Source organism: Aminiphilus circumscriptus DSM 16581 (genome assembly GCF_000526375.1).
Classification (GTDB): domain Bacteria; phylum Synergistota; class Synergistia; order Synergistales; family Aminiphilaceae; genus Aminiphilus; species Aminiphilus circumscriptus.
On sequence record NZ_JAFY01000005.1, the window covers coordinates 23,482 to 46,855 of the forward strand.

At 57.9% G+C, this 23,374-nt stretch carries 21 protein-coding genes; 6 read left to right on the top strand and 15 right to left on the bottom strand.

Annotation, left to right across the window (positions count from 1 at the left end):
- Position 1: 1 nt before the first annotated feature.
- Positions 2-1,006, bottom strand: a complete 1,005-nt coding sequence (locus K349_RS0107190) for an efflux RND transporter periplasmic adaptor subunit (RefSeq protein ID WP_169731320.1) — start codon at positions 1,004-1,006, stop codon at positions 2-4.
- A gap of 152 nt (positions 1,007-1,158) precedes the next feature.
- Positions 1,159-2,778 carry an MBL fold metallo-hydrolase RNA specificity domain-containing protein gene (locus tag K349_RS0107195; protein WP_338022310.1) on the bottom strand — a complete coding sequence of 540 codons (1,620 nt, stop codon included), beginning with the start codon at positions 2,776-2,778 and terminating at the stop codon, positions 1,159-1,161.
- Positions 2,779-2,949: 171 nt separating this feature from the next.
- Here K349_RS0107195 and K349_RS0107200 point away from each other — a divergent pair, with 171 nt between their 5' ends.
- Positions 2,950-3,474, top strand: a complete 525-nt coding sequence (locus K349_RS0107200) for a DUF2179 domain-containing protein (RefSeq protein ID WP_034265222.1) — start codon at positions 2,950-2,952, stop codon at positions 3,472-3,474.
- Here K349_RS0107200 and K349_RS0107205 read toward each other — a convergent pair.
- The 4 genes from K349_RS0107205 to K349_RS0107220 form a co-directional block, all read right to left on the bottom strand.
- On the bottom strand, positions 3,431-4,861 hold the full coding sequence (locus K349_RS0107205) for a sensor histidine kinase (protein WP_029165190.1): 1,431 nt from the start codon (positions 4,859-4,861) through the stop codon (positions 3,431-3,433). The genes K349_RS0107200 and K349_RS0107205 overlap by 44 nt on opposite strands.
- On the bottom strand, positions 4,858-5,547 hold the full coding sequence (locus tag K349_RS0107210; RefSeq protein WP_051464326.1) for a response regulator transcription factor: 690 nt from the start codon (positions 5,545-5,547) through the stop codon (positions 4,858-4,860). The genes K349_RS0107205 and K349_RS0107210 overlap by 4 nt, the downstream gene beginning before the upstream one ends.
- A 94-nt stretch (positions 5,548-5,641) precedes the next feature.
- Positions 5,642-6,589, bottom strand: coding sequence for a P1 family peptidase (locus K349_RS0107215; RefSeq protein ID WP_029165192.1), 948 nt, complete (start codon positions 6,587-6,589; stop codon positions 5,642-5,644).
- The gene (locus K349_RS0107220; RefSeq protein WP_029165193.1) at positions 6,586-8,136 is read right to left on the bottom strand and encodes an OPT/YSL family transporter; all 1,551 of its coding nucleotides are present in this window, start codon (positions 8,134-8,136) and stop codon (positions 6,586-6,588) included. The genes K349_RS0107215 and K349_RS0107220 overlap by 4 nt, the downstream gene beginning before the upstream one ends.
- A 529-nt stretch (positions 8,137-8,665) precedes the next feature.
- Here K349_RS0107220 and K349_RS0107225 point away from each other — a divergent pair.
- The 3 genes from K349_RS0107225 to K349_RS0107235 all read left to right on the top strand — a co-directional run bounded on the left by K349_RS0107225 (position 8,666) and on the right by K349_RS0107235 (position 11,001).
- Positions 8,666-9,673: a hypothetical protein gene (locus K349_RS0107225; protein WP_029165194.1), complete on the top strand. Its 1,008-nt coding sequence runs from the start codon at positions 8,666-8,668 to the stop codon at positions 9,671-9,673.
- A gap of 80 nt (positions 9,674-9,753) precedes the next feature.
- The gene (locus K349_RS0107230; protein WP_211240345.1) at positions 9,754-10,251 is read left to right on the top strand and encodes a ferritin-like domain-containing protein; all 498 of its coding nucleotides are present in this window, start codon (positions 9,754-9,756) and stop codon (positions 10,249-10,251) included.
- A gap of 249 nt (positions 10,252-10,500) precedes the next feature.
- Complete coding sequence (locus K349_RS0107235) at positions 10,501-11,001, top strand: L-2-amino-thiazoline-4-carboxylic acid hydrolase (protein ID WP_029165196.1); 501 nt, start codon at positions 10,501-10,503, stop codon at positions 10,999-11,001.
- A gap of 80 nt (positions 11,002-11,081) precedes the next feature.
- On the opposite strand, the gene K349_RS0107240 is transcribed toward K349_RS0107235, so the two are convergent.
- The 4 genes from K349_RS0107240 to K349_RS0107255 all read right to left on the bottom strand — a co-directional run bounded on the left by K349_RS0107240 (position 11,082) and on the right by K349_RS0107255 (position 13,995).
- Entirely contained in the window at positions 11,082-11,657 is a 576-nt protein-coding gene (locus K349_RS0107240; protein ID WP_029165197.1) for an HDIG domain-containing metalloprotein, read from the bottom strand.
- Between the two features lie 106 nt (positions 11,658-11,763).
- A complete protein-coding gene (locus tag K349_RS0107245) occupies positions 11,764-12,270 on the bottom strand; it encodes a deoxycytidylate deaminase (protein WP_245588020.1) in 507 nt (168 codons plus the stop codon).
- Between the two features lie 119 nt (positions 12,271-12,389).
- Entirely contained in the window at positions 12,390-13,067 is a 678-nt protein-coding gene (locus K349_RS0107250; protein ID WP_029165199.1) for a hypothetical protein, read from the bottom strand.
- Positions 13,068-13,092: 25 nt separating this feature from the next.
- Entirely contained in the window at positions 13,093-13,995 is a 903-nt protein-coding gene (locus K349_RS0107255; RefSeq protein WP_029165200.1) for a chemotaxis protein CheV, read from the bottom strand.
- A gap of 514 nt (positions 13,996-14,509) precedes the next feature.
- On the opposite strand from K349_RS0107255, the gene K349_RS19365 reads away from it, so the two are divergent.
- Complete coding sequence (locus tag K349_RS19365) at positions 14,510-15,253, top strand: polysaccharide deacetylase family protein (RefSeq protein ID WP_169731321.1); 744 nt, start codon at positions 14,510-14,512, stop codon at positions 15,251-15,253.
- A 48-nt stretch (positions 15,254-15,301) separates the two neighbouring features.
- On the opposite strand, the gene malQ is transcribed toward K349_RS19365, so the two are convergent.
- On the bottom strand, positions 15,302-16,804 hold the full coding sequence (malQ, locus tag K349_RS0107265) for a 4-alpha-glucanotransferase (RefSeq protein WP_034265226.1): 1,503 nt from the start codon (positions 16,802-16,804) through the stop codon (positions 15,302-15,304).
- The gene (glgB, locus tag K349_RS0107270; RefSeq protein WP_029165203.1) at positions 16,797-18,716 is read right to left on the bottom strand and encodes a 1,4-alpha-glucan branching protein GlgB; all 1,920 of its coding nucleotides are present in this window, start codon (positions 18,714-18,716) and stop codon (positions 16,797-16,799) included. Before glgB ends, malQ begins: the two co-directional genes overlap by 8 nt.
- Before the next feature lie 525 nt (positions 18,717-19,241).
- Here glgB and K349_RS0107280 point away from each other — a divergent pair.
- The gene (locus K349_RS0107280) at positions 19,242-20,423 is read left to right on the top strand and encodes a metallophosphoesterase (RefSeq protein WP_029165205.1); all 1,182 of its coding nucleotides are present in this window, start codon (positions 19,242-19,244) and stop codon (positions 20,421-20,423) included.
- Positions 20,424-20,435: 12 nt separating this feature from the next.
- Here K349_RS0107280 and K349_RS0107285 read toward each other — a convergent pair whose 3' ends face one another.
- The 3 genes from K349_RS0107285 to K349_RS0107295 are packed head-to-tail and all read right to left on the bottom strand — an operon-like array spanning position 20,436 to position 23,365.
- Complete coding sequence (locus K349_RS0107285) at positions 20,436-21,470, bottom strand: ABC transporter ATP-binding protein (RefSeq protein WP_029165206.1); 1,035 nt, start codon at positions 21,468-21,470, stop codon at positions 20,436-20,438.
- Positions 21,463-22,458 carry an ABC transporter ATP-binding protein gene (locus K349_RS0107290; RefSeq protein ID WP_029165207.1) on the bottom strand — a complete coding sequence of 332 codons (996 nt, stop codon included), beginning with the start codon at positions 22,456-22,458 and terminating at the stop codon, positions 21,463-21,465. The genes K349_RS0107285 and K349_RS0107290 overlap by 8 nt, the downstream gene beginning before the upstream one ends.
- A 13-nt stretch (positions 22,459-22,471) precedes the next feature.
- Positions 22,472-23,365 carry an ABC transporter permease gene (locus K349_RS0107295; RefSeq protein ID WP_029165208.1) on the bottom strand — a complete coding sequence of 298 codons (894 nt, stop codon included), beginning with the start codon at positions 23,363-23,365 and terminating at the stop codon, positions 22,472-22,474.
- Positions 23,366-23,374: the final 9 nt, after the last annotated feature.

Consider the following 23,374-nt stretch of genomic DNA (forward strand, 5'->3'; position numbering starts at 1 on the left):
GTCACTGCCCCTGAATCCAGATCTTCGCCCCGTGGAAGAGACGTTCCGCCCCCTTGAAGACGACCATCTCGCCCCCTTCAAGGCCGGAGACAATGCGGGTTCTGTTGTCCCTGGTGTCATCGATGCGAACCTCCCGCTCCTCCACCACATCTCCGGAGACGACGTACACCACGTGGCGCGTCGCCAGGGGGCGCACCGCCTCGTAGGGGAGCGAGATCGCATCCTCCAGGGCGAGAAGCCGTAACTGTCCCTCCACGACAGCGCCGGGGAGTAGCCCCGATCCCGAAGGAAGGGAGAAGACCGCCGTGTAAAGCCCTGTCGTGACATCCGCCTGAGGATCGAGACGCTTGAAACGGGCATCCACCCACCCGTTCACGTGGGAACGCACCATGACCCTCGGATTCGGCGGGATTCGGGGGAGATCGCCGGGGGCAACGTCCATCACGGCTTCGAGGTCATCCAAGTCGGCCACGACAAAGAGCGATTTGCCCGGAGAGACAAGTTCCCCCGGCTCCACCGTACGGCTGAGAACGATTCCCCCCACCGGGGCCGTTACCTTGTGGCGTGAAAGACCCGTCTGGGATTCCGCAAGGCGCGCCCTGGCGTCCTGAGCGGCGGCGAAAGCGGACTCCACCTCCCGCATGCTCGTACCTCCCGCGGCGTGGAGAGAGCGAAGCCGTTCGTACTGAGCCTGAGTCTCGGCGCTCCTGGCCCTGAGTGCGGCCATGTTCTGTGCCGCCGTCCGCGTATCCAGCGTGACGAGTACCTGTCCCTTCGTCACACGATCTCCCACGTTGACATCCACGGTCAGGGCGTATTCCTGCCGGTCCGATGCCACCGAATGGGGGTTGGCTGCTTGCACACGCCCATAGAGGAAGATCCAGGATTCCCAGTACCCCTTCTCGGCGGTGACCACCGTTACGGGCATCCCTCGCTCCGCCTTGATTGCCGCCACACTCACCGGCGGAGCCGGATGTTCCCTCGAAAGGGCTTTCCATGCTCCCACGCTGCTCCCTCCCAGGAGAAGGAAAACCCAAAAAAACATTCCCGCAGAACGTTTCACCAAGAACCACATCCTCCTCTGCCGGTTGCGCTCCCCTGCTGTCACCCTCTGTATCAACAGAAAGCAATCGACCGGTCAAAGACTCCCCCGACGTCTCAGCTTGCCCGCCCCCGGGCTTTCTCGGTCATCCTGTCCCGAACAATCTGCAGAAGCGTTCGCGAGGACTCGAGAAGGGGAAGCAGATCCTCGTCGGGAAGTTCATCCGCATCCTGGATGTCGGAAGCCATGATCGCCACGTCGGAGAGAAGCCGTTTCGTCGCCGCCTCCTTCGATCCGGAAAAGACGGGAACGACCGCTTCAGGGGCAAAGGCATGCTCCGCCTCCAGTACGAATTCCTGCCCCGGTACGGGCACTTCCGCACGGAATCCGAGTCCCGTCAGTCCTTCCGCGAGAGAACGGGACGACTTCGGTTCTCCGTGGGTCACGATGAAGAGAGGCCCGTTGATGAAATTACCCGCCCATTTCAGAAGATCTCTTCTGTCCGCGTGGGCAGAGAAGCCATTGATCGTATGCAGCCTGGCTTTCACGCTGACTTCCTCTCCGGCGATGCGCACGCGCTTCGTTCCATCCACGAGACGCCTCCCCAGCGTGCCCTGTGCCTGGTACCCCACGAAGCAGACGTGACATTTCTCGTTCCACAAGTTGTGCTTCAAGTGGTGCACGATGCGTCCTCCATTGCACATGCCGCTTCCGGCGAGAACCACCGCACGAGCCACACCGTTGATGCCCCGGGATTCCTCGGCGTCGGAGATGTATCGGAGCTGCTCCGGAGAGAAGGGATCGTCCCCCCGGTGGACATGACCCTGAATTTCCGAGGAGAGGAGGTTTATGTGCTTCCGGTAGATGTCCGTGGCGCGGACGCCCATGGGAGAATCGAAGAAAATGGGAAGATCCTCCTCCAGAACCCCTTCCTTCTGGAGAAGCATGATCTCGTACAGAACCCGCTGTGCCCGATCCACCACGAAGGTGGGGATGAGCACTTTCGCTTTGCTCCGGAGAGCGAGCCTCATGACCTCCCGAAATTCGTCGCGGCTTTCCGCGTTTGTCTTGTGGAGGCGATCTCCGTAGGTGGATTCGATGACGACGTAGTCCGCATCCTCGATCAGGGCGGGATTTCGTTCCATCACCGTCTCCTGGGGGCCGAGGTCTCCAGAGAAGACCACCTTCACCTCTTTCTGCGACGTGCCTTCGGAAAGCCAGAATTCGAGCACCGCACTGCCCAGAATGTGTCCCGCGTCACGAAAACGCACCTTGACACCCGGAGCCAGGAGGATGACGTCATCATAACTTGCGGGAACGAGATATTCCAATGCCTTCGTCACATCTTCCTCATCGTAGAGCGGATTCACCGGGGGCAATCCTTTTCGCGCATTCTTTCTGGAACGCCATTCCGCCTCTTCCTTCATGAGATGAGCGGAATCAGTCCAAAGGACTTTCACGAGTTCGGCAGTGGGAAGAGTGGCCCAGATCTTTCCCGAAAATCCCTGTTTCACCAAAAGTGGAACTCTCCCAGTGTGATCCAGATGGGCGTGGGTGAACACCACTGCGGTGAGGCTCTCTGGGGCCAAAGGAAAGGGTTCCCTGTTCAGGCGGTCTTCATCCTTACCTTGATGAAGACCGCAATCGACGAGTATTCTGCTCTCTCCGATTTCAAGCAGGTAACTCGATCCGGTGACTTCACCGGCAGCTCCAAGGATACGTAATCGCATAGCCATGCCCGAAGGGCTCCCTCCTCTCGCAAATCGAAGCGTGTCATTCCGAATTCCAGCGCAGAGAACAACATTCGCGACCGTTCCGAAGAAAAGAACCTCTTCCGGGGTTCCGTCTTCGGGGAAGACCATGTACACTATACAGGAATTCGGGTTCCCTCCCAAAGGAGCATCGCCATGAACATAGACATTGTCGGCCTTCTGATGATTTTCGGCGCTCGCATCCTCGACGTGAGCTGCGGAACCTTCCGAATCCTTCTCCTCGTGCGGGGAAGGCGTTTCATCGCAGCCTGCATCGGGTTCTTCGAGGTCATGCTCTACATGGTGATTCTCGGCTACGTCATCGGCGGAGGAAAACCTCTCGAGATTCCCCAGCTCATCGCCTATTGCGGCGGATACGCCATGGGCAACTTCCTGGGAGCGTTTCTTGAGGAGCGACTCCTGAACACCTTCGTCCTCCTTGAGGTCATCTCCGAGCGCAACGAGAAAACCTTCGACATGATCAGAACCCTCCGGGAAGAGGGATTCGGCACGACGGTCCTCACGGGAGAAGGACGCACTGGCGTCCGTTACGTCATCAAGGTGATCTGTGGGCGAAAGGATATCCAGACCGCCACGCGCATCATCGGAGACAAAGGCTTTGTTTTCGTCTCCGACGTCAAGGGAGTTTGGGGGGGGCACTTTCGGATGAAGCGAAAATGATCCCGTCCCCGTCCTCCAGGGGAAGTGTGCACTGCACGCGGGTTCCCTCTTCCGGAGCGGATCGGATAACGAGCTGACCGCCGGAAAGAGCCATCCGTTCGGACATGTTTGCGAGCCCTCGATGTCCTTGAACACGCAACGCCGTGAAATCGGACACCGGAGAAAACCCCTTGCCGTTGTCCTCTATTTCCAAGATGAACTGGCGTCCCTCTTCATCCCGATATCCCCGAATCTCCACTCGCGTGGCCTCGCCATGACGCACCGCATTGTGCACGGCTTCCTGCGCGACCCGAAAGAGTGTGAGCACGCTCTCTCCGGATAATGCACGCTCAGCGCTTTGATCGCACTCTACGGAGATTTCCACGTCGAGATGCTCCGCGAAGCGCTCTCCCATTTCCGTGAGAGCCTGGGAAAGCCCCAGGTCAAGCCATGGAGGAGACAGCTCGTCACAAAGCCCCCGCAATTCTCGCACCACCAACCTTGCCCCCTCTTCCGCGAGAGAAAGACGCCGTAACAGCTCTTCCCGGGCCGTCGCTCTCTTCGCAAGACGCAGTTGCTGAATCAGGGCCGTCACGTCCTGAAGCGGCCCGTCGTGAATCTCCATGGCGAGACGCCCCCGCTCCTCCTCCTGGACACGCACCATGTCGGTGACGTAACGACGCATGAGCTGTGCCTTCTCGATGGCAGTCTGTGCAAGATGCTTCAGAACGGCGCGAAGGCGGCGGATCTCGAACACGGCTCCAGGCTCATCCGACGCAGGAAGATCCTCTCCCCAACGGAGACGGGAGACCTCGGTCTCGAGTGCCTTGAGAGGGCTGATGAGCCATCGCCAAAGCGCCCACACCGCCAAAAGCGCCGCAATGGCGAACACACCCACCATGACGGCCCACAGCGTGCCGTAGCGAAGCATCGGTCCAAGAAGTTGCTCCCAGGAAACCGCAGCCACCACGTACCATCCCACATCCCCGACGGGGTAGACCGCAATGGTGTACACGTTGCCCCTGTCACGGATCTCAATGGCTCTCCCGAGAGGGACCTGCCCCGGAAGAATGTGCGACAGTGATTCCGCTCCCGGCGATGCGGTGAGGACACGCCCCTCTCCATCCATAACGGCCACCCATCCCGGCAGCGAGAGCCGCCAGGACAGAAGCCTCGTGATCGTGAGCAGAGAAGGAGTCACTACCTGCTGCCCCGGAAAGCGCCTGGGAATCCCCCATCCAGGATCCAGACGTGATGCGACGGTTTCTGCAAGATCCTGCACGTAGGAATGCGCCACAAGCTGCATGGCCCGTTCGTGCTCTACAATGCCCATCCCCGCCGCCAGAAGTGTCGCCACTGAGGGAAGAAAGATTGCGAGGACAAGGACCACCAGGAGATGGCGTTTCACTCGAGCAGCTCCTCCATCGTGACGATACCGTATTTCAGGGCCAGCAACATCGCCTCGGTCTTGTTCTTTGCCCCGAGTTTGTCATAAATCGACGCCAAGTGGGTCTGAACCGTCCTATCGCTAATGAAAAGCTCCTGTGCCACTTCCTTGCTGGAGTGCCCTTTCGCCGCCAGGAGAAGCACTTCCCTCTCCCGGGTAGAAAGAGGTTCTGGGGTGAAATCCCCGCCCTCCATGCTCCTGGAGACCTCGCTGTCCAGATAAATCCCGCCGCCAGCCACGACCCGGACTGCCCGGGTCAACTCCTCGGGCGTCGCGGTCTTCAGCACATATCCTTTGGCACCTGCGCGCAACGAGGCAACCACATACTGCTGCGCATCGTAAGACGTGAGCATGAGAGGAATCACGGGAAGACGTGCTTCCTTTATTTTTCGGGCCACCGCAACACCATCCTCCTTGGGCATGCGGATATCCAGAAGGGCCACGTGGGGTTTCAACGCCCGAATCTTCTCCCAGGCTTCTTCCCCGTCCCCAGCCTCGCCCACCAGTGCCATGTCCTGTTCCTTCTCCAGATACGCAGCAATTCCCGATCTCGTGAGAGGATGATCGTCCGCCAGAAGCAGTCGAATCACACTCCACACCTCCTCTCGAATTTTCTTAAAAAGAGATTCTCCCACTGGAAGAAACATTCTCATTGTCTTTGTAATCCGGAAGCGCTGCATCCGCAAAACAGCCTGTCCCCGGGGAAAAGTCCCGAACCGGGTCGGCAGAAAACATTTGAAATCAGACGCATCCGCCCGCAATCTCCCTGGCCGCTGACAGTCCATAGGCACCCACCGCCTCGCGGACCCCTCGGCGTATCGCCTCCGCGACCAGAGATGTCCCCACCGTTCCCACCAGAAGCGGGTCACCGGCGACCGTTCCGACGGAAACGCAGAAGACCGTGTCTCCATCGAAGGGAGTGTGTACGGGAAAGATTGCCGCGGCAAGCCCATCATGCCCCATGATGGCCACCCTTCGGCATTCCGACTTCGAGAGCCTCGCGTTCGTCACCACTGCGGCAAGTGTGGTGTTCCTCCCCCAGAGTTCGTCCTCGCCTCTCACCCCACCTCGGAGCGCTTCAAGAGGCGAAAGAATTGTTCCGTTTCTCACCGCTCCGGCCAGAAATGCCCCCGACTCCTCACGCACGGCACCCAGGGGATTCACAGCCGCAACCGCGAGAACCGTCACGTCACCGACATCGGCACGTGCCCACCCGAAGCCTCCCTTCATGGCTCCTTCGGGACCGAGATATTTCCCCACACTAGCCCCTGAGCCGACACCGACATTCCCCAAGGGGGATTCGCTCCACAGCTTGGCTGCGTTGCAGGCAGCCAAACCCATGGCTCGGTCGGGGCGACTCCGGGGATTCCCCACGGAGAGATCGAAAATGCAGGCGCCGGAAACGATGGGCACAACCCCCACCCCCACATCGAAGCCCCATCCTCGCTCCTCGCAAAAAGCGACAACTCCGGATGCCGCATCGAGGCCGAAGGCGCTTCCTCCCGTGAAAAGCAACGCATCGATGCGCTCCACGGAACACGCCGGGTCAAGAAGCGCAGTCTCCCGTCCACCCGGAGCGCCGCCCCGCACATCGCAGGATGCCGTGGCACCCTCTGGAAACAAGAGCACCGTGCACCCTGTCCCTCCTCCTTCATCCTGGGCATGCCCGATCAGACAGGAAAGACTCATCCCCCGGTCACCACCTTCAAAAGAGCGATCAGGACACCCACAAGTCCTTCACCACCAAGAAACCCCGAAGCGATCAGGGTTCCGTTGCCATCCGTCCTCTTGCCCGTTTTGTCGACGAGCAGACGCACGCCTCCTCCAATCCCCGCCGTGGTGGAAATGAAAAGGGGGAGATAGACGCCGATACCCAAGGTCATGGCGGGAATACCCAACAACGCGAGGAGCATCCCCGTTATCGCTCCGCCGAGAAAAAACCCTCCGTGGAACAGCCCCTCGACGACGCTCTTTACTGCAAACGCTTGCGGCGCGACAAGTTGTGTTCCAGGGCCCATTGCTCCGTAGGCATCCTTCATGATGAAAAGCGCCCCCACAGCGACAAACGCGCCGACCATACCGCCTCCAACCTCGTTGAGCCATTGCGAGAAAGGGTTCGTACCCAATACCCGACCGGCCTTGAAATCCTGCAGCGCATCCCCGGCAAGTCCCGTCGCCACGGCGACCACCGCCGCAAGAAGATAGGCCTCGCTGCGTTCGAGCGGGAAAAACCATCGTGCGAACAAGACAAGAAGAATACCGAAGACTTCCATGGGATCGATCCCCGTTTGCCCGGTGAGCGTGGCTGCCATGATCACACAAAGCCACACCCCGAAAACGACAAGAAGCGACAGCGGCAGAGAGAGTCCCATCACTGCGGTAAGCAGGGCACATCCCCCAGCTACGGTCAAGGCAGACCATTTCCACCCGGCGAGAGGGAGTCCCCTTCCTCTGCGGACAAATCGCACCATTCCCCGGAACAGCGTGGCCATCCCCGCACCGACGATAAGGCCGATACCAAGGCTATTCTTCATGAGCAGGGCCGCCCCCTCCGAAGGAAAGAAACCGAACCTGAACCCGAGGGGAAGAAACAGTCCATGGGCAAGCACGCCTCCCGCAAGCCAGGAACCCATGAACAGGGGACCGATAATGTACCCGATTCCAAGCGCCATCGGCGAGAGCCAAAATCCGAGCGTCGCCGGATTCCCCACCAACGCGGGAATCACTCCAAATCCATCCCGAAGAGCTGTGATCACCCCGGAAAACCCCAACGAGCCGAACAGTACCCGGGCCTTATATCCCCCGGAATCCCCGGCGAGAAGTGTTTCCGCCGCAGCCGTTCCCATGGGATAGGGCAACTGCTGCTCTTCAATAAAAGAGCGACGCACCATAGCAGTAAAGCACGCTCCCAAAAGCGCCCCCGTGGATGCCGCACCGAAAGCCTGGGCTGCGGAAAGCGTCGCTTCCGGATCGGCCATCCAGAGCCCGGGCAAGGTGAAGGCCACGCCTCCCGCCACGAGCCCGCCGGCGGACATTCCCGTGTGAGCCACATTGATTTCCCGCAGGGAGGCTCCGACGGGACGGAGAAAGGCCATGCTCGCTACGGCGACAAAAACGGTCGGCCACGGAAGCGCCCCGAGCCGTAGCGCCACGTAGGTACTGCTCGCGGCGATGACTGCAGCACCACCCAATCCCAGGAACAGTGCACGCCAGGAAAAATCCGCAGGGAATTCCACAATGTCCGTACCTCCCGGAGTGACGTCTCTCGTTCTGAAGAATTGTAACAGATCCCTTTGGTCTTTTTGTTGCAACAGCGTCAATGCACCGCAAGTCAAAAAGTTGAGGGGGTTTCAAAAAAATGCGTCTCCTCGCCAGCCCCCACAACCGGGCACCGTCGGAAAGGTCCGCCAGCCACCGTTGCCGGTGATGATCCGACAGAATCCGGCGATTCCTCCCCGCGCTCCACCGACAGATCCGTCCGACAGGTCGATTTCGAGACAACGCCCCGCCGTTCCTGTCGAACCCCGCGGGCCGAACCCCAAAACGCGTGTGGATGCGATCCGGACAGATTTCCTCTTCTGCACTATACTCTGAGAACAGCGCAGATGAGGCCCATCACATTTCCCGCGTTCGAAACACCTGTGGAATCTCTGAATAAGGCTGCATCAGCCCCGCAGAGCACCTTGCAAAGCCTGGTGCGACACGAGTCAAGGAAAAGCGCAAGGTCTTTATTCAGAGCTTCCCTGTATAAAAGGAGGTTCGCCCATGAGGAAAGAGGCTGTGCTTTTGCTTTTCGATGCCCAACATCCTTGCTGGAACGAGGAGACCGTCTCACTCGCCGGAGAAGATCCGCAAGCGCTTCCGGCTCTGGAACGCGAAGGGCTTCTTACAAAAGAAGGCGCGTTCTATGTTCTGAGCGATGCAGGAGTGGAACGCTTTCGTTTCGAAGCCGCTTCGGCTTACTATGATGCCGCGCCTGGCACAACACCGAAAGACCCTCGAAAAATGCTCCGACGCAACAGAATGGAACTCCTTCTCCGCCGTAGTTTTCTCGGCAGGTGGGGACTCAAGGAACCCCGTCCCGGAGCATGCCTTCCCTGGTTTCCTTCCCTGACGAAGGAGGAGCTTTTCCGCCGCGAAACCGGGGACACACTCGTCTGGACCTATACAGAACATCCTTCCGTGCGCCTCCTCCTCGACAGATACCCGCTCCCCAGCAATGCCAACGTTCTTCCTCCGAACCTCCAGGAAATGAGAGCGTTCCTCCACGCGAAGAACATCTCGGTTTCCCACCTCGAACTGGACCTGTTACTGCTTCAACACTATGACTTCGAACAATACATGCATGTCCCCCCCCACCCCAACGACGAGTTGGGGTTCCTCAACACCGACAGGCTTTACTGTCGCCTCGCACCACCGTCTCTCGCGGGAAGAAACCTGCACCGCGACGAGATGGATGCCGTGTGCTGGGACATCGGCAGACTCCACCTCTTTCTCCTCTGGCAGCGGAGAGTCTTCCTTCCCTGGTTCTTCGACAGAGACACGGAGGAGCAGGACGCGATCAACTGGTGGTTCTGGATCACCGACACGGAGGAAGAGGCCCTTGTGCTCCAACGCAGCCTCATGCCTCTCGGAGAAGCGTTGAGTCGTCCCGCACTTCCTTTGGATCTGTGGGTCCTGAGCCTCGAAGCACTGTCGACGCGAACCGCACGCGAAGAGACCTTCTGGGATCTTTTTGCCGAAACGGCACATTCCATCGCTCGGACCCAGTAACTCCATTTGGACGAAAGACATGCCTCTGGTAGAATAAGAAAAGATCTCAAGTAAAACAACTTCAGGCAAAAGGAGGAATCATGATGGGAACTAAGGGGACCGAGATCGTGGGCGTCAACGTGCAGGAGCTTCTGCAACTGCTGAACAAAGCTCTGGCGGATGAATGGCTTGCATACTACCAGTACTGGATCGGGGCCAAAGTCGCCAAGGGAAGGATGCGCGGTATCATCCAGGGCGAACTCGAGGAACACGCCCAGGACGAGCTTCGTCATGCAGACATGCTGGTGGAGCGCATCATCCAGCTCGGAGGAACTCCGCTGCTTGAACCGAAGGCATGGTACGAGCAGACGAACTGCGGTTACGATATTCCTTCCGATCCGAACACGCTGAAACTGGTCCAGCAGAACATTCAAGGGGAACAGTGCGCTATCGAGGTCTACAGAAAGATTCTCGACTTCGTCAAGGACAAGGATGTCGTGACCTATCACATGGCCTTGGAAATCCTGGAGGACGAGGTGGAGCACGAGGAGGACCTGGAAGCGATTCTCGAGGACATGACTACACCTCTTCCATCCTGATCCGAACGCACACTCCCTCCACAATCGGTTTTTCAGGAGGGGGACCTTCAACAGGGTCGTGGACGACAGACGAGGCGGCGCGAGGAAAACCTTTACAAGCCGCCTCGTCGTTCTTTCCTTCGCCGTGATCGTTTTGGGATCTTCCGCTTCACTTGCTCTCACCACAAAAGTTCACCGACAACGCGAGAGAAACCTGCACCGGAAAAACGGAGAAGCAACGGAACAGTGCCGAGGAAGGAGCGAAAACCTATGGCGGAAACCAAAAGCATCGAGGATATTCCACATCTTTTGCGAAGGGAAGTGGAAGCACGTCTTCTCAAAAACCTTCTTCCCGCTTTGGAGAATGCCTTCGGCAAAGAGGAAATACGCCGTGTGCTTGGAGAAGCCATCGCACAATGCGCCATGCAGGAAGGGCTGGCGTGCGCGGAGCGTTTCGGGGGGAATTCCCTGGAGAAGCTGACAAACGTCATCGACCGATGGCGGGAGGGGAACGCCCTCGAAATAACTGTCCTGCAACAAAACTCCCGGCATCTTGCTTTCAACGTGACGCGATGCGCTTACGCCGAACTCTACGAGCACCTCGGAATGCGCGATCTGGGGACGACGCTTTCCTGCGAACGAGACTTCGCGTTCATCGAAGGATTCAACGCGGGCATTCGTCTCACCAGAGAACATACGCTCATGGAAGGACACTGTTGCTGCGATTTCCGCTACGACGTGGAGGACCCGGAAAACCGGCAAGAGCCGTGAAGGGCATTCGTTCGAAACAACAGGGAGGGAGCAGCGAAGGAATTGTTTCGGCCCCCTCCCCGGGAGAGGCGAGAGCTTTTCTATCCTTCCAGTCCGATCTCTTTCGCCACGGGACGAAGGGCAACGATCGTATCCTCAATGAGTGAATCCAACGGCACACCGAGCAGCTCCGCCCCCTTGGCAATGACATCGCGATCAACACCCCGGGCAAATGCCTTGTCTTTCCACTTTTTTTTCACCGATTTCCCCTCCATGTCGCCCAGAGATTTACTGGGACGCACGAGAGCGACGGCAACCACGAATCCCGTCAGTTCGTCTATGGCATACAAGACCTTCTCCATGGGACTCTCAGGCTTCACATCCTCCTGCAGAAGACCCCAGGCATGGGAACGCACGGCACGTACCACACTCTCAGGGTACCCTGCCTCCCGCAGCCACGGAAGAGCCTTCTCCGTATGCCGCTGCGGATCGGCCATGGTCTCCTCCCAATCAATGTCGTGAAGCAACCCCACCACACCCCACGCGTCGGGATCCTCTCCGTATTTCACCGCAAAATGCCGCATCGCCGCTTCCACGGCAAGAGCATGCTTCACGTGCATTTCTTCTGTGTTATGCTGTTTCAACAACGCCAACGCATACTCCCGATCCTTTGTCATCGCTCATCCTCCTGAACGGTGTTTCTTTCTTTCGGTTCTGTCCGATTCCGACCGCTCTCCCAAGATCGATTCACGCAAAGAAACAACCAAGGAAGAGCACGCGACGTCATCCCTCGATCTGCACCTGTTCCACCTCGACACCCGCTTCCTCGCGCAATGTGCGCGCCAAAGGATCGGGATAGGGGGAGGCAAAGACAATCCTGTGGATCCCCGCGTTGATGATTGCCTTGGTGCAAAAACTACAGGGTTCGTGCGTGCAGTACAGCTCCGCTCCCTCCGTGGATGATCCCGTCGCCGCCGCCTGGACGATGGCGTTGATCTCCGCATGGGACCCCCTGCAGATCTCGTGGCGCTCGCCCGATGGAACACCGAGTTCCTCCCGAAGACACCCCACAACCGTACAGTGCCGAACACCTCTGGGGGCTCCATTGTAACCAGTGCTCACGATATGTCGCCCCCGCACGATCACCGCCCCGACCTGCCTCCGCAGGCAGGTGCTCCTGCTGGCGACAACCGACGCGATGGACATGAAATAATCCGTCCAATCCGGACGGTCGTCCACGGACATCGAAGAAACGACACGATGTGCGTTCATTGTGGTCTCCGCTTCCATGCAGGCCACCTCGTTTTCTTCACAACAGCACGGCGGGGCTGCACACCCCGCCGTAGCGCACGACACTCACTGACGGAAGCAAAACTCCATAATCCCCGGGAACAATCCAATCGTTCGCCTCAAGCGAAGGAGTCCTCCTGTGTTCCTCGAAAGATACCCTCCAACGCCACCTGAGGCAGGGGACCAACGATTTTTCTGGTCTCCTCCAGTTCGAAATCGAAGAGGAGCTGAGAGATGGCGAGCTGTGTCACGTCGTCGGTCTCGTAAGAGATCGCGCCCCTCCGATAGCCGAAACGTTCGGCGAAGAACGCAGCGAAAGAATTCTTTCCCGCAGCCTTCTGCAAGACTTCCGTGAGCATATTGAGAAAGGGCTCCTCATCGAAAAAAGGATTCTCGCTCGCAAGAGCGATGACCTTGCACTCATCCAGCAACATGAAACGGTCCCAGACACCACAGAGCGTCAACCCTGCTTTCAAGCCTGGCACGGCTTGGGCGAGAAGATGGGTCAACGTCTCCATGACCGACGAATATCCGAAAACCATGGAAAAACCGAGCCGCCCTCCTCCATCGCGCTCGGGATCGATGAGATGGTCCGGGAACAGCGTTCCCACACGACCACTCCGCAGACTTTTGAGGTACAGAAACTCGCTTCCCACTTCGAGCGCAAAGGCGGCTATGGAGCGAAGCTGCTCGCTGTACATGGAATTGATGGACACGGGCGCGAAATCCAGGCTGTAAGAAACCCAGGACGCGATATCCACGTCCATGTCCCTGTCCCAGTAGGGAAGAACACCCATGGGAACTCCGCTGTGCTCCTTTCTCTTATCGCTGAACAAGGAGTTTGCACACCGTTTCGACAAGGATGTCGATTTCCGGCTTGGTGATCTGGGCATCCGCGCCGACGCTGATGGCCTTTCTCTTGATATCGTCGGCCATGATAGAGGAGAAAACAATCACGGGCAGCCTGCGAAGATTTTCGTCCTCCTTGACCTTGCGGGTCAGTGTAAGCCCGTCCATCTTAGGCATCTCGATGTCGGTGATCAGGAGGTGAAAGGCATCTCCCTCGTCCAGAAGACGATCCATGGCCGCCTTTCCGTGACTCACCAACTCCACGTTGTGGAAACCACCTTCGCCAAGGGCATCCTGGATGAGCTTCCGAATCAACGGGGAATCCTCGGCGACAAGAATCTTGTACTTGTTCGGATCGCCGATTTCCTGCACCACGTTCTTCGCCGTGCGGGAATCCACATGGAACTGGGCGGAGAGTACGGGATTCACCACCTGAACGATTCTCTCATAATCGAGAAGCAGGATGTTCCGCCCCTCCCGTTTGATGACATAAAGCGCATTCTCACCGAGAAAGGTTCCGGAAAGCGTGGCGTCCAACTCGTCCGAATTGATGCGGTAGATACGCTCAACCGCATCCACGACGAAACCGAGCTTCATCTTGTTGAACTCGGCGACGATGACCTTTCGTTGTTCCTGCTCAACCTGAGGAACGTGTCCAAGAAACACCGCCAGATCGATGAGAGGAATGACTTCTCCCCGCACCGTCGTAATTCCCAACATCGCCTCATGGGACTTAGGGACGGGGCGCACTCCCGTCCATCGAAGGATCTCCCGCGTTTTGTCCACGTTGATCGCAAAACTCTGATCTCCCAAGAGGAAGACAACCACTTGCCATTCGTTCGTTCCCACTTCGGTAAGGATGCGTTCGTCCCTCATGAGATCACCCCGTTCATCTTCTCCAAGCCCTTGGGACACTATAATCCAACTTGATGGATCGCTCAATACGGAGACCCGTCGTTCATCGGAAAACATCACCCCTTCAGTCAGGGGCACCTCGTTCCGGGCGCGAACATCTCCTCCTGATGGGAAAGCATTTCCAAAGACCTCCGGGGAAGCATGCACTGACACCATGATACCCTTTTTTCGCCACATGGAACATAGTTCCCGCATATCCCCTCGAAGTTCGTGGCATTTCGGAGCCGCGATTCATTCCTTGCACGATCGCACCGCTGCTTCCGTCACCTTTTCCGTTCAGGCATGGAAAGCGTCACGCTCTCTTATTCACGAAGACTTCGCCTCGCTTACATCCCCAAAACCTTTCCGTTTCCCACCCGGAGAGGTGACACGCTCGCCCTGCGCCTCTCCGCGACGGTCCATCTTGACGGATGGGCAAAGAGTCCGTATGTTCTTTGAAAGGCTTCGAAACTTCGAAAAGGTGGTATTCACGTTCATGCACAAACTGCGGAATCTGCTTCTCGTTCTTACCATCGCCCTTTTCTGGTATGCGTTCCACGCACCCCAAGAAGGAACAGCCCAGGCGCTCGTCATCGCACGAGGCGATATCTCCACGAAAAACGTGGCGCTCACCATCGACGACGGCCCTCATCCGGGATTTACGAACCGCATTCTGGACATTCTGCAGGAAAAAGGTGTGAAGGCCACCTTCTTCGTCGTGGGCCGTATGGCTGCGGTGAGCCCGGAAATCGTCCGCAGGATGCTCGCGGAAGGACACACCGTTGGAAATCACACTCACTACCACAACAACCTGCTCTCGCTCCCTTCGGAGAATGTCCATATCGAGTGGGATATGTGCTCCAGCACCCTCAAGACCATTACCGGAAAGACACCCCGTTTCGCCAGACCTCCCGGAGGGAACTACGACGCATCGATCCTTCAAGTGGCACAGAAATCCGGGCTGACTACCGTGCTTTGGACAGCCAACGGCGCCGACTGCACCGGAATCAGCTCCGGAGACATTACAAAACGTATCCTCTCGAGAACAGGTCCCGGAGGCATCATCCTTCTTCACAGCGGCGTGGAGGCCACTATCGAGGCACTTCCCGGCATTATCGACACCCTCAAGACAAAAGGATACCGATTCGTGACCCTCGACGAAATGGCCGGCCCAGTACCCGCACCGCAACGGAAGGAACTCCGTTCCGCCTCCTCCGAGTCGCCCAAACGCACGGACTGACCCGACCTCCCGCGACCCGCGACGAGAAACCGCTCCGCCGACCTTCGCTCACCTTCGAGTTCTTCCGTAAAGCTGAAGGAAGCGCCGCAGCCTTTCGCTCACCGGAAGGGAAAGATGTTCTCCTTGCACACGCCATTCCCAATTCCCCGAGACAGTGCCGGGACGGTTCATACGAGCTTCCCGGCCAAGCCCGAGGATATCCTGCATGGGAAGAATTGCCGTCTCCGCCACAGAACAGAGCGCCATCCGGAGAAAAACCGCTGCGACAGCCTCTCTTTCAAGAGGGAAGCCCAGATAGTCCGATAGCGCTTCTTTTTCCTCCGGCGTCGCCTCCTGGTCGAACCACCCCAGGGCAGTGTTGTTGTCGTGGGTCCCCGAATAGACCACGGTTTTTCGGTCATGATTGTGAAGGAGATAGGGATTTTCGGGATCGAATCCGGCAAAGGCGAACAGAAGGACCCGCATTCCCGGAAAACCCAGTCTTTCCATGCCACGACGCACGTCCTCGGTGATGACGCCCAGATCCTCCGCCACAAAGGGCAACCTGCCGAAACGCTCCCTCAGCGCCAGGAAGAGTGCCTCGCCAGGCCCCTCTCTCCACGTTCCCCGCACTGCCGTGGGCTCTGTTCCAGGAATAGACCAAAAGGCGAAAAACCCCCTGAAATGATCGAACCGGATTCGGTCGCAACAACAGAGAAGGTGCGCCACCCGGGCCTCCCACCAGGAAAAGAGTTCTTTCCGCTTTTCGCTCCAGCGAAAAAGCGGATTCCCCCATCGTTGTCCGGTCTCGCTGAAATAATCGGGGGGCACTCCCGCCACGGAGTTCGGACGTCCCTCCCCATCGAGGTCGAAGAGATCCTGGTGAGCCCACACATCCGCGCTGTCGTGGTCTACATAAATGGGAAGATCCCCCAGCAGTTCGATGCCCTTTCCGCGGCAGAAACTCTTCAAAGCACCCCACTGCCGGAAGAAGAGATATTGCCGAAAAATCTCCTCCTCCACGCTCCTCCACAGCTCCTTCCGGACTTTCGTCAACGCCGCAGGGTCCCTTTTTCGCAAGAATTCGGGCCAGGACGTCCAAGGCTGCCCCGAATAGGTTCTCTTCAGCACGGAAAAAAGCGCATAATCCTCGAGCCAGTGACGTTGGGCCCTGTGAAATCCAGCCACCTCACCCATGAGCTGAGGCAAGCGGAGCGCCGCCTCGAAAGCCTTGCCCAGCATGGCATTTTTCCATGTCGTCACTTTTCCGTACTCCACACGATCCCCCCGAAACGGAACGGGAGGAAGACTGTCGCACGTTTCGAGAAGGCCCATACCCACGAGAAAATCAAGGCTGATGAAGAGGGGGTTTCCCGCAAAGGCCGACGACGCACTATAGGGCGAATTGCCGCGCCCCTCTTCAGTGGGACAGAAGGGAAGAATCTGCCAGAGGGCCATGCCGGATCGGGCGAGAAATTCCACAAAACGATACGCACCAGGGCCGAGGTCCCCGATACCGCAAGAGGATGGCAGGGAAGAAAGATGTAGGAGAATGCCTGCTTCTCTAGGCATGAGAAGAATCCCCTTCGAAAAAGAGAACGCCGAGAGGCGGAAGGACCAAGGAAAGCGACAGTGGCTGTCCGTGCCAAGAAATGGATTCCGCCATGACTCCGCCCGCGTTCCCGACACCGCTTCCACCATATTCGGCGGCATCGCTGTTGAGAGCTTCTCTCCAAAAGCCACCCCCGGGAACGCCGAGACGATAATTGAACCGTGGAACGGGAGTCATGTTGCACACCACAAGAGTTCGCTCCGAGCCATCGCAACGGAGAAAACTCAGGACGCAGTTTTCTGTGTCGGTAAAATCGATCCATTGGAAGCCATCCCAAGAGAAGTCCCTGCGATACAACGAAGGTCGGTTGCGATAGAACCAGTTCAGGTCCATGACCCAACGCAGAATTCCGTTGAAGGGACGAAAATCCAGTAGCTCCCAGTGCAACCCTTCTTCGTGATACCACTCCTGCCACTGACCGAATTCCCCTCCCATGAAGAGAAGCTTTTTGCCGGGGTGACCGAACATGTAGCCGAAAAGCAGACGGAGATTGGCTCCTTTCTGCCAATCGTCTCCGGGCATCTTGGAGAAGAGGGAACGTTTACCGTACACCACTTCATCGTGAGAGAGGGAGAGGCAGAAATTCTCCGTGAAGGCGTACATAAGACTGAACGTGAGCTGATTCTGATGGTATTTTCTGAAAATTGGATCCTTGGAGAAATAGGACAGCGTGTCGTGCATCCACCCCATGTTCCACTTCATGCCGAATCCGAGCCCTCCCACATAGGTGGGGCGGGAGACGAGCGGCCACGCCGTGGACTCCTCCGCGATGGTCTGCACCTCGGGAACTCGTTCGTAGACGGCCTCGTTGAGCCTCCGGAGAAACTGAAGCGCCTCAAGGTTCTCTCTTCCTCCGAACTCGTTAGGAATCCATTCGCCATCCTTGCGAGAGTAATCGAGGTAGAGCATGGAAGCTACGGCATCCACCCGAAGACCGTCGGCGTGGTACCGCTCCAACCAGAAGAGGGCACTGCTGATGAGAAAACTCCGCACCTCTCCTTTGCCAAAATCGAAGATGTAGCTGTTCCAGTCGGGATGAAATCCCTTGCGCGGATCCGCGTATTCAAAGAGGTGCGTCCCATCGAAAAGCCCCAGTCCGTGTCCATCCACAGGGAAATGGGAGGGAACCCAGTCCAGAATGACACCGACTCCCTCCTGGTGAAATCGGTCCACCAGGTTCATGAAGTCCTCTGGAGTGCCGAATCTGCTCGACGGAGCAAAATAGCCGATACACTGATACCCCCAGGACCCGTAGAACGGGTGCTCCATGATCGGAAGGAACTCTACATGGGTAAACCCCATGTCCCGAACGTAGGGAACGAGTTCCTCCGCGAGATCTCTGTAGCTCAGAAGAGCACCGTACCGCCTCCGCCAGGAACCGAGGTGAACTTCGTACACGGAAAAAGGAGCGTCGAGGGCATTTCGGGAAGCCCTCTCGCGCATCCATATTCCGTCGTTCCAAACATGCTCGAAAGACCACACGACGGAAGCGCTCCGGGGTGGTTCCTCCCACCGCAGAGCGAAGGGATCCCCCTTCTCCGCACTGAAGTCCCCGTTGCCGACGTGGTATTTGTAGAGGCATCCCTTGCCCACTCCAGGCACGAATCCCTCCCAGATTCCCGAGCTGTCCCACCGCGGCGCGAGAGGATGTGCACCATGGTCCCAGTCGTTAAAGTCGCCCATGACGCTTACGCGCTCCGCATTGGGAGCCCAAACGGCGAAGAGCGTACCATCGTCCCCTTCCACCGTCATGGGATGCGCGCCAAGTTTGTCCTGAAGACTCCAGTGGTTGCCCTCCCGGAACAGATAGATGTCATAATCGGTCAACCGGGAGATGCCATAGACAACACGCTCGTTCCGTCCGTCCTTCATTCTTCTCTCCCCCAGTCCTTGCCAGAGAGGCAGGCATCCGCACGCTTCCAAAGAACGACATCGCCCGTTCAGGGTATCTTGCCTCTTTGCGTTCAAGAACATTGTAGCATTCACCAGCCTGTCGTGGTCTTTTCGAAAAGAGTTGAAAGATTCCCGTCTCAACCCGAAGAGAAAGCGGACGATGATGCAAGGGACCCGATCTGTGGTTCATTCCGACGTATGGAGAAATGATCTCTTTTTGGAAACCCTGAATAAAGACCTTTCGCTTTCCCTTGACTCTGGTCGCATCAGGCTCTGCGAAGCGCCCTGCGGGGCTGACGCAGCCTTATTCAGAGGTTCCTTTTGTCATGGAACAGAGCGACGGCCTTTATGTCGACCGTCACTTTTTCAGAAATGGCGGTTTTCATCTGCCTCCGATTTGTTATGATACGAACGAGAAGGAAGAGAAAGGCACATCTTCTCTCTGTGTTTCCTGTCGAACCTTTTTCCGAAGAGCACTTCCCAAGCGCGCGAAAGGAGAGACCCGTGCGAAACATTGGTCTGTTTCTGACACTTTTTCTCTCGGTTTACACGATGACGAACCTGTATCTCTTTCGTCACCTTCATCTCGCCACGACCATCGTTCCATGGATTCGCCCCATCCTCTACAGTGCCTGGCTTTTCGTTCTCCTTGCGTATCCACTGGGGCGCATTCTGGGCCGAATGCTCCCCTATTGGCTCGGAACCGCTTTCCTCTGGATCGGAGCTCTCTATCTCGGGTTCCTGACCTATGCGCTCCTTCTGGCACTGATGATGGATCTCTACAGGCTTTGCAGCAGTCTCGCCCCTTTTCTCCTCCGCCCCCTTTCCCCTGCAGGAACAACCCACCTGTGGATCTGGGGAGGCATCGGCATCGGAGTACTGCTTCTTTTGGGGTATATCAACGCTCTCACCCCAAGAGTCCGCCTCATGGAAATGACACTTCCGACTCCCTTGGGCAGCGGACCGGAACAGCTCCGATTCGCCGTCGTCACCGACATCCATGCGGGGGAAATCATCCACAACGCACGCTTGCAACACATTTTCCAGCGCGTGAACGAAACGAAACCCGATGCAGTGTTCCTGGTGGGAGATATCGTGGATGGCCTCGTCCGCGAGGCGGAGGAGGCCGAATTAGCAAAGGAGTTGCAAAAGCTGGATGCACCGCTCGGTGTCTACGCGGTAACGGGAAACCACGAGTACTATGCAGGCATCGAGGAAGCACTGGCCTACATCGAAAAGGGAAACGTCCGTATTCTTAAGGACGAATCCGTCGTTTTGGCAGGGCGGCTCCTTCTGGTGGGGCGGAACGACCGCCAGGCCCCCCGGTTCGGCCACTCCCGAAAACCTCTCGAAACGCTCCTCGCCGAATCCTCCGCTCCCGCAGATCTTCCCGTGGTCGTCCTCGACCATACGCCTCTGGATCTTGACGAAGCCGCGGACGCCGGCGCGTCCCTCCAGTTTTCGGGGCACACCCACAACGGCCAGCTCTTTCCCTTCAACCTCATCACGAAAAGAATCTACGAACAAAGCTGGGGAGTGTTGCGAAAGAAAAAAACCATTTTCTACGTTTCCTGTGGCGTAGGCACCTGGGGCCCCCCCTTCCGCACAAGCAGCGTTCCGGAAATCGTGCTCTGCACGCTTACCTTTTCCGACCAGCCAGCCGTTGCGGTACAGGGAACCCCATGACCCGAAAAGTCTTTAGAAGCTTTTAGGCCGTTCCTCCACCTCCTTATGATGGAGAAAGCACGCCACGAAATGGCCGGAGCCTCCGTCCAGGAGGGCTGGTTCCTCGTAGCGGCAGCGGTCCATCACATGGGCACAGCGCGTGTGAAAACGACACCCGCTGGGAGGCGAGACCGGAGAGGGGACATCTCCTTCCAGGATAATGCGCTTCCGCTGCTTTACCGGGTCCGGAACGGGAATGGCCGAGAGAAGCGCCTCCGCGTAAGGGTGAAGCGGTGCGGCGAAAAATGCTTTTTTCGGAGCGAACTCAACGATTTTCCCCAGGTACATGACCGCCACCCTGTCCGAGATATACCGGATCACGGAAAGATCGTGGGAGATGAACAGGTAGGTGAGACCGAGCCGCTCCCGGAGATCGCAAAGCAGATTGAGTACCTGGCTCTGGATGGAAACGTCCAGCGCGGAAACAGGTTCATCGCAGACAACGAACTCGGGTTTGACCGCAAGCGCCCTGGCGATGCCGATGCGTTGACGCTGTCCTCCGGAGAACTCGTGGGGGTACCGAAAGCGGTGCTCCGGACGGAGTCCGCACTGTTCGAGAATATCCACCACGTAGCCATCGACGTCCTTCCCTCGGGCGATACCATGATACCGCACCGCCTCCCCCACGATGTCCCGCACGTTCATGCGCGGGTTCAGACTCCCGTAAGGATCCTGAAAGATGATCTGCATCTTCCTCCGCACACCTGCGGGATCTTTCCGGAGCATTTCCCCCACTGGCATCTGGCGGAAGAGAACCGTTCCCTCGGTGGGTTTCACGAGGTGCAGCAGCGTTCGTCCCGTGGTGGTCTTGCCGCACCCCGATTCTCCGACGAGCCCCAGGGTTTCTCCCTCGTTCACCGAGAAAGAAACACCGTCCAGAGCGAGGACATTGCCGACGGTCTTGCGAAAAAGGCCCTTCCGGATAGGGAAATACTTTTTCAGCCCCATCACGGAGAGAATCGGTGCAGACGGAGCAGACCTTCGCTGCTCCTTTCCTGGTTCAGTCATGGCGCTCACCCACCTTGTCCGGATCGTTCGCGCAAAGCCAACACCGCACCGAACGTCCTCCCTTCAGAAGAAAGAGCGGAGGCTCCTGCATGCGACATTTTTCGAAGCAGAAGGAACATCTGTTATGGAAACGGCACCCTTCGGGAAAATCCAGGGGATTCGGCACAACACCAGGAATGACGTCCAAACGTTCCCGGTCCTCATCGAGACGGGGAATGGAGTGCAAGAGTCCCTTCGTGTAAGGATGCAGGGGCTTGTGGAAGAGCGCTTCCACGTCCGCCTCCTCCACCACCCGGGCCGCGTACATGACCACAACGCGCTGGGCCGTCTCGGCGATGACCCCCAGGGCGTGGGTGATGAGAAGGATCGACGAGCCGAACTCCTTCTTCAGATCGTTCATTAGATCCAGAATCTGTGCCTGAACCGTCACATCCAACGCCGTGGTGGGCTCGTCGGCGATGAGCAATCCGGGATTGCAGGCGAGAGCCATGGCGATCATGATGCGCTGCCGCTGTCCACCGGAAAATTGATGTGGATATTCATCGAGACGACGCGTCGCCCCCGGAATACCCACCAGATCGAGCATTTCCTCAGCTTTTTTCCGAGCCTTGTTTTTATCCAGCCGTTGATGCTGCATGAGGGGTTCCATGATCTGCTCCCCCACGGTATAGACGGGATTGAGGCTCGTCATGGGTTCCTGGAAAATCATGGAGATCCTGTTTCCTCTCACGGAGCGCATCTCCTGCTCGGAAAGAGTCAGGAGATTTTTGCCGTCGAAGAGGATCTCCCCACCGGCGATCCTTCCCACGGGCTTGTGCACCAATCGCAGGATGGAGAGAGCCGTAACACTCTTTCCACATCCGGACTCTCCAACCACACCCAGGGTCTGTCCCGCTTCGATGCTCAGGGAGACGCCGTCCACAGCCCTGATCACGCCGCGATCCGTGTCGAAATAGGTTTTGAGTCCTTTCACTTCCAGCAAGGGCATGGGAAAGCACCTCCTACCGCTTCAGGCGCACGTCGAGCGCATCGCGAAGGCCGTCTCCGAGGAAATTGAAGGCCAGCACCGTGTACATGATGGCGAGCCCAGGGAAAATCGCCCACCACCATTGCCCCTGGCCGAGATACTTCTGCCCCTCGGAAATCATCAGTCCCCAGCTCGGCGTGGGAGGTTGCGCACCGAAGCCGAGAAAAGCCAGCCCCGCCTCGATCATGATGATGCTCCCCATTCCCAGCGTCGCCTGAACGATCACGGGAGCCAGAGCATTGGGAAGAATATGCACGAAGATAATCCGCCACGAGGGCATGCCGAGAGCGCGAGCGGCCTCTACGAACTCCCGCTCCCGCAGGGAGATGAACTGAGCCCGAACCACCCTCGCGATGGAAACCCAATTCACCATGCCGATGGCGATGTAGACCACCACGAGACTCGGATCTTTAAACACCGCAACCACCGCGAGAACGAAGAGGAGAAAGGGAAAGGCAAAGACCACGTTGATGAGCCAGGAGATGAGATCGTCCACCCATTTCCCCACATATCCCGCGAGTGCCCCGAGAGGAATGCCGATGACCAGAGAGACGAGGGTCGCGAAGATGCCGATCTGCAGGGAAATGCGCGCTCCAAAGATGATCCGGCTCAGAATGTCCCGGCCGTACAGATCCGTGCCGAACCAGTGCTTCGCCGAGGGGGGAGCGAGGCGGACGGCCTTACCCTCGGTCCAGATGAGCTGCTTGAGCGGGTCGTAGGGAGAGATCCACGTCGCCAGAACCGCCACGAGAATCACCGTGATCACCATGACGAGCCCGATCATGGCAAGCCGGTTTCTCCGGAATCTGAGCCATGCCTCGAACCAGAGACTTCCGCCGGATGCAGCAGGTGTCGTTCTTTCCGTCATGATCGCCAC

Excerpts from the sequence above, each read along its gene's own strand:
- K349_RS0107195 (WP_338022310.1), bottom strand. The coding sequence starts at position 2,778 with ATGGCTATGCGATTACGTATCCTTGGAGCTGCCGGTGAAGTCACCGGA.
- K349_RS0107200 (WP_034265222.1), top strand. The coding sequence starts at position 2,950 with ATGAACATAGACATTGTCGGCCTTCTGATGATTTTCGGCGCTCGCATC.
- K349_RS0107210 (WP_051464326.1), bottom strand. The coding sequence starts at position 5,547 with ATGTTTCTTCCAGTGGGAGAATCTCTTTTTAAGAAAATTCGAGAGGAG.
- K349_RS0107215 (WP_029165192.1), bottom strand. The coding sequence starts at position 6,589 with ATGAGTCTTTCCTGTCTGATCGGGCATGCCCAGGATGAAGGAGGAGGG.
- K349_RS0107225 (WP_029165194.1), top strand. The coding sequence starts at position 8,666 with ATGAGGAAAGAGGCTGTGCTTTTGCTTTTCGATGCCCAACATCCTTGC.
- K349_RS0107230 (WP_211240345.1), top strand. The coding sequence starts at position 9,754 with ATGATGGGAACTAAGGGGACCGAGATCGTGGGCGTCAACGTGCAGGAG.
- K349_RS0107235 (WP_029165196.1), top strand. The coding sequence starts at position 10,501 with ATGGCGGAAACCAAAAGCATCGAGGATATTCCACATCTTTTGCGAAGG.
- K349_RS0107240 (WP_029165197.1), bottom strand. The coding sequence starts at position 11,657 with ATGACAAAGGATCGGGAGTATGCGTTGGCGTTGTTGAAACAGCATAAC.
- K349_RS0107245 (WP_245588020.1), bottom strand. The coding sequence starts at position 12,270 with ATGGAAGCGGAGACCACAATGAACGCACATCGTGTCGTTTCTTCGATG.
- K349_RS0107250 (WP_029165199.1), bottom strand. The coding sequence starts at position 13,067 with ATGGGTGTTCTTCCCTACTGGGACAGGGACATGGACGTGGATATCGCG.
- K349_RS0107255 (WP_029165200.1), bottom strand. The coding sequence starts at position 13,995 with ATGAGGGACGAACGCATCCTTACCGAAGTGGGAACGAACGAATGGCAA.
- K349_RS19365 (WP_169731321.1), top strand. The coding sequence starts at position 14,510 with ATGCACAAACTGCGGAATCTGCTTCTCGTTCTTACCATCGCCCTTTTC.
- malQ (WP_034265226.1), bottom strand. The coding sequence starts at position 16,804 with ATGCCTAGAGAAGCAGGCATTCTCCTACATCTTTCTTCCCTGCCATCC.
- glgB (WP_029165203.1), bottom strand. The coding sequence starts at position 18,716 with ATGAAGGACGGACGGAACGAGCGTGTTGTCTATGGCATCTCCCGGTTG.
- K349_RS0107285 (WP_029165206.1), bottom strand. The coding sequence starts at position 21,470 with ATGACTGAACCAGGAAAGGAGCAGCGAAGGTCTGCTCCGTCTGCACCG.
- K349_RS0107290 (WP_029165207.1), bottom strand. The coding sequence starts at position 22,458 with ATGCCCTTGCTGGAAGTGAAAGGACTCAAAACCTATTTCGACACGGAT.
- K349_RS0107295 (WP_029165208.1), bottom strand. The coding sequence starts at position 23,365 with ATGACGGAAAGAACGACACCTGCTGCATCCGGCGGAAGTCTCTGGTTC.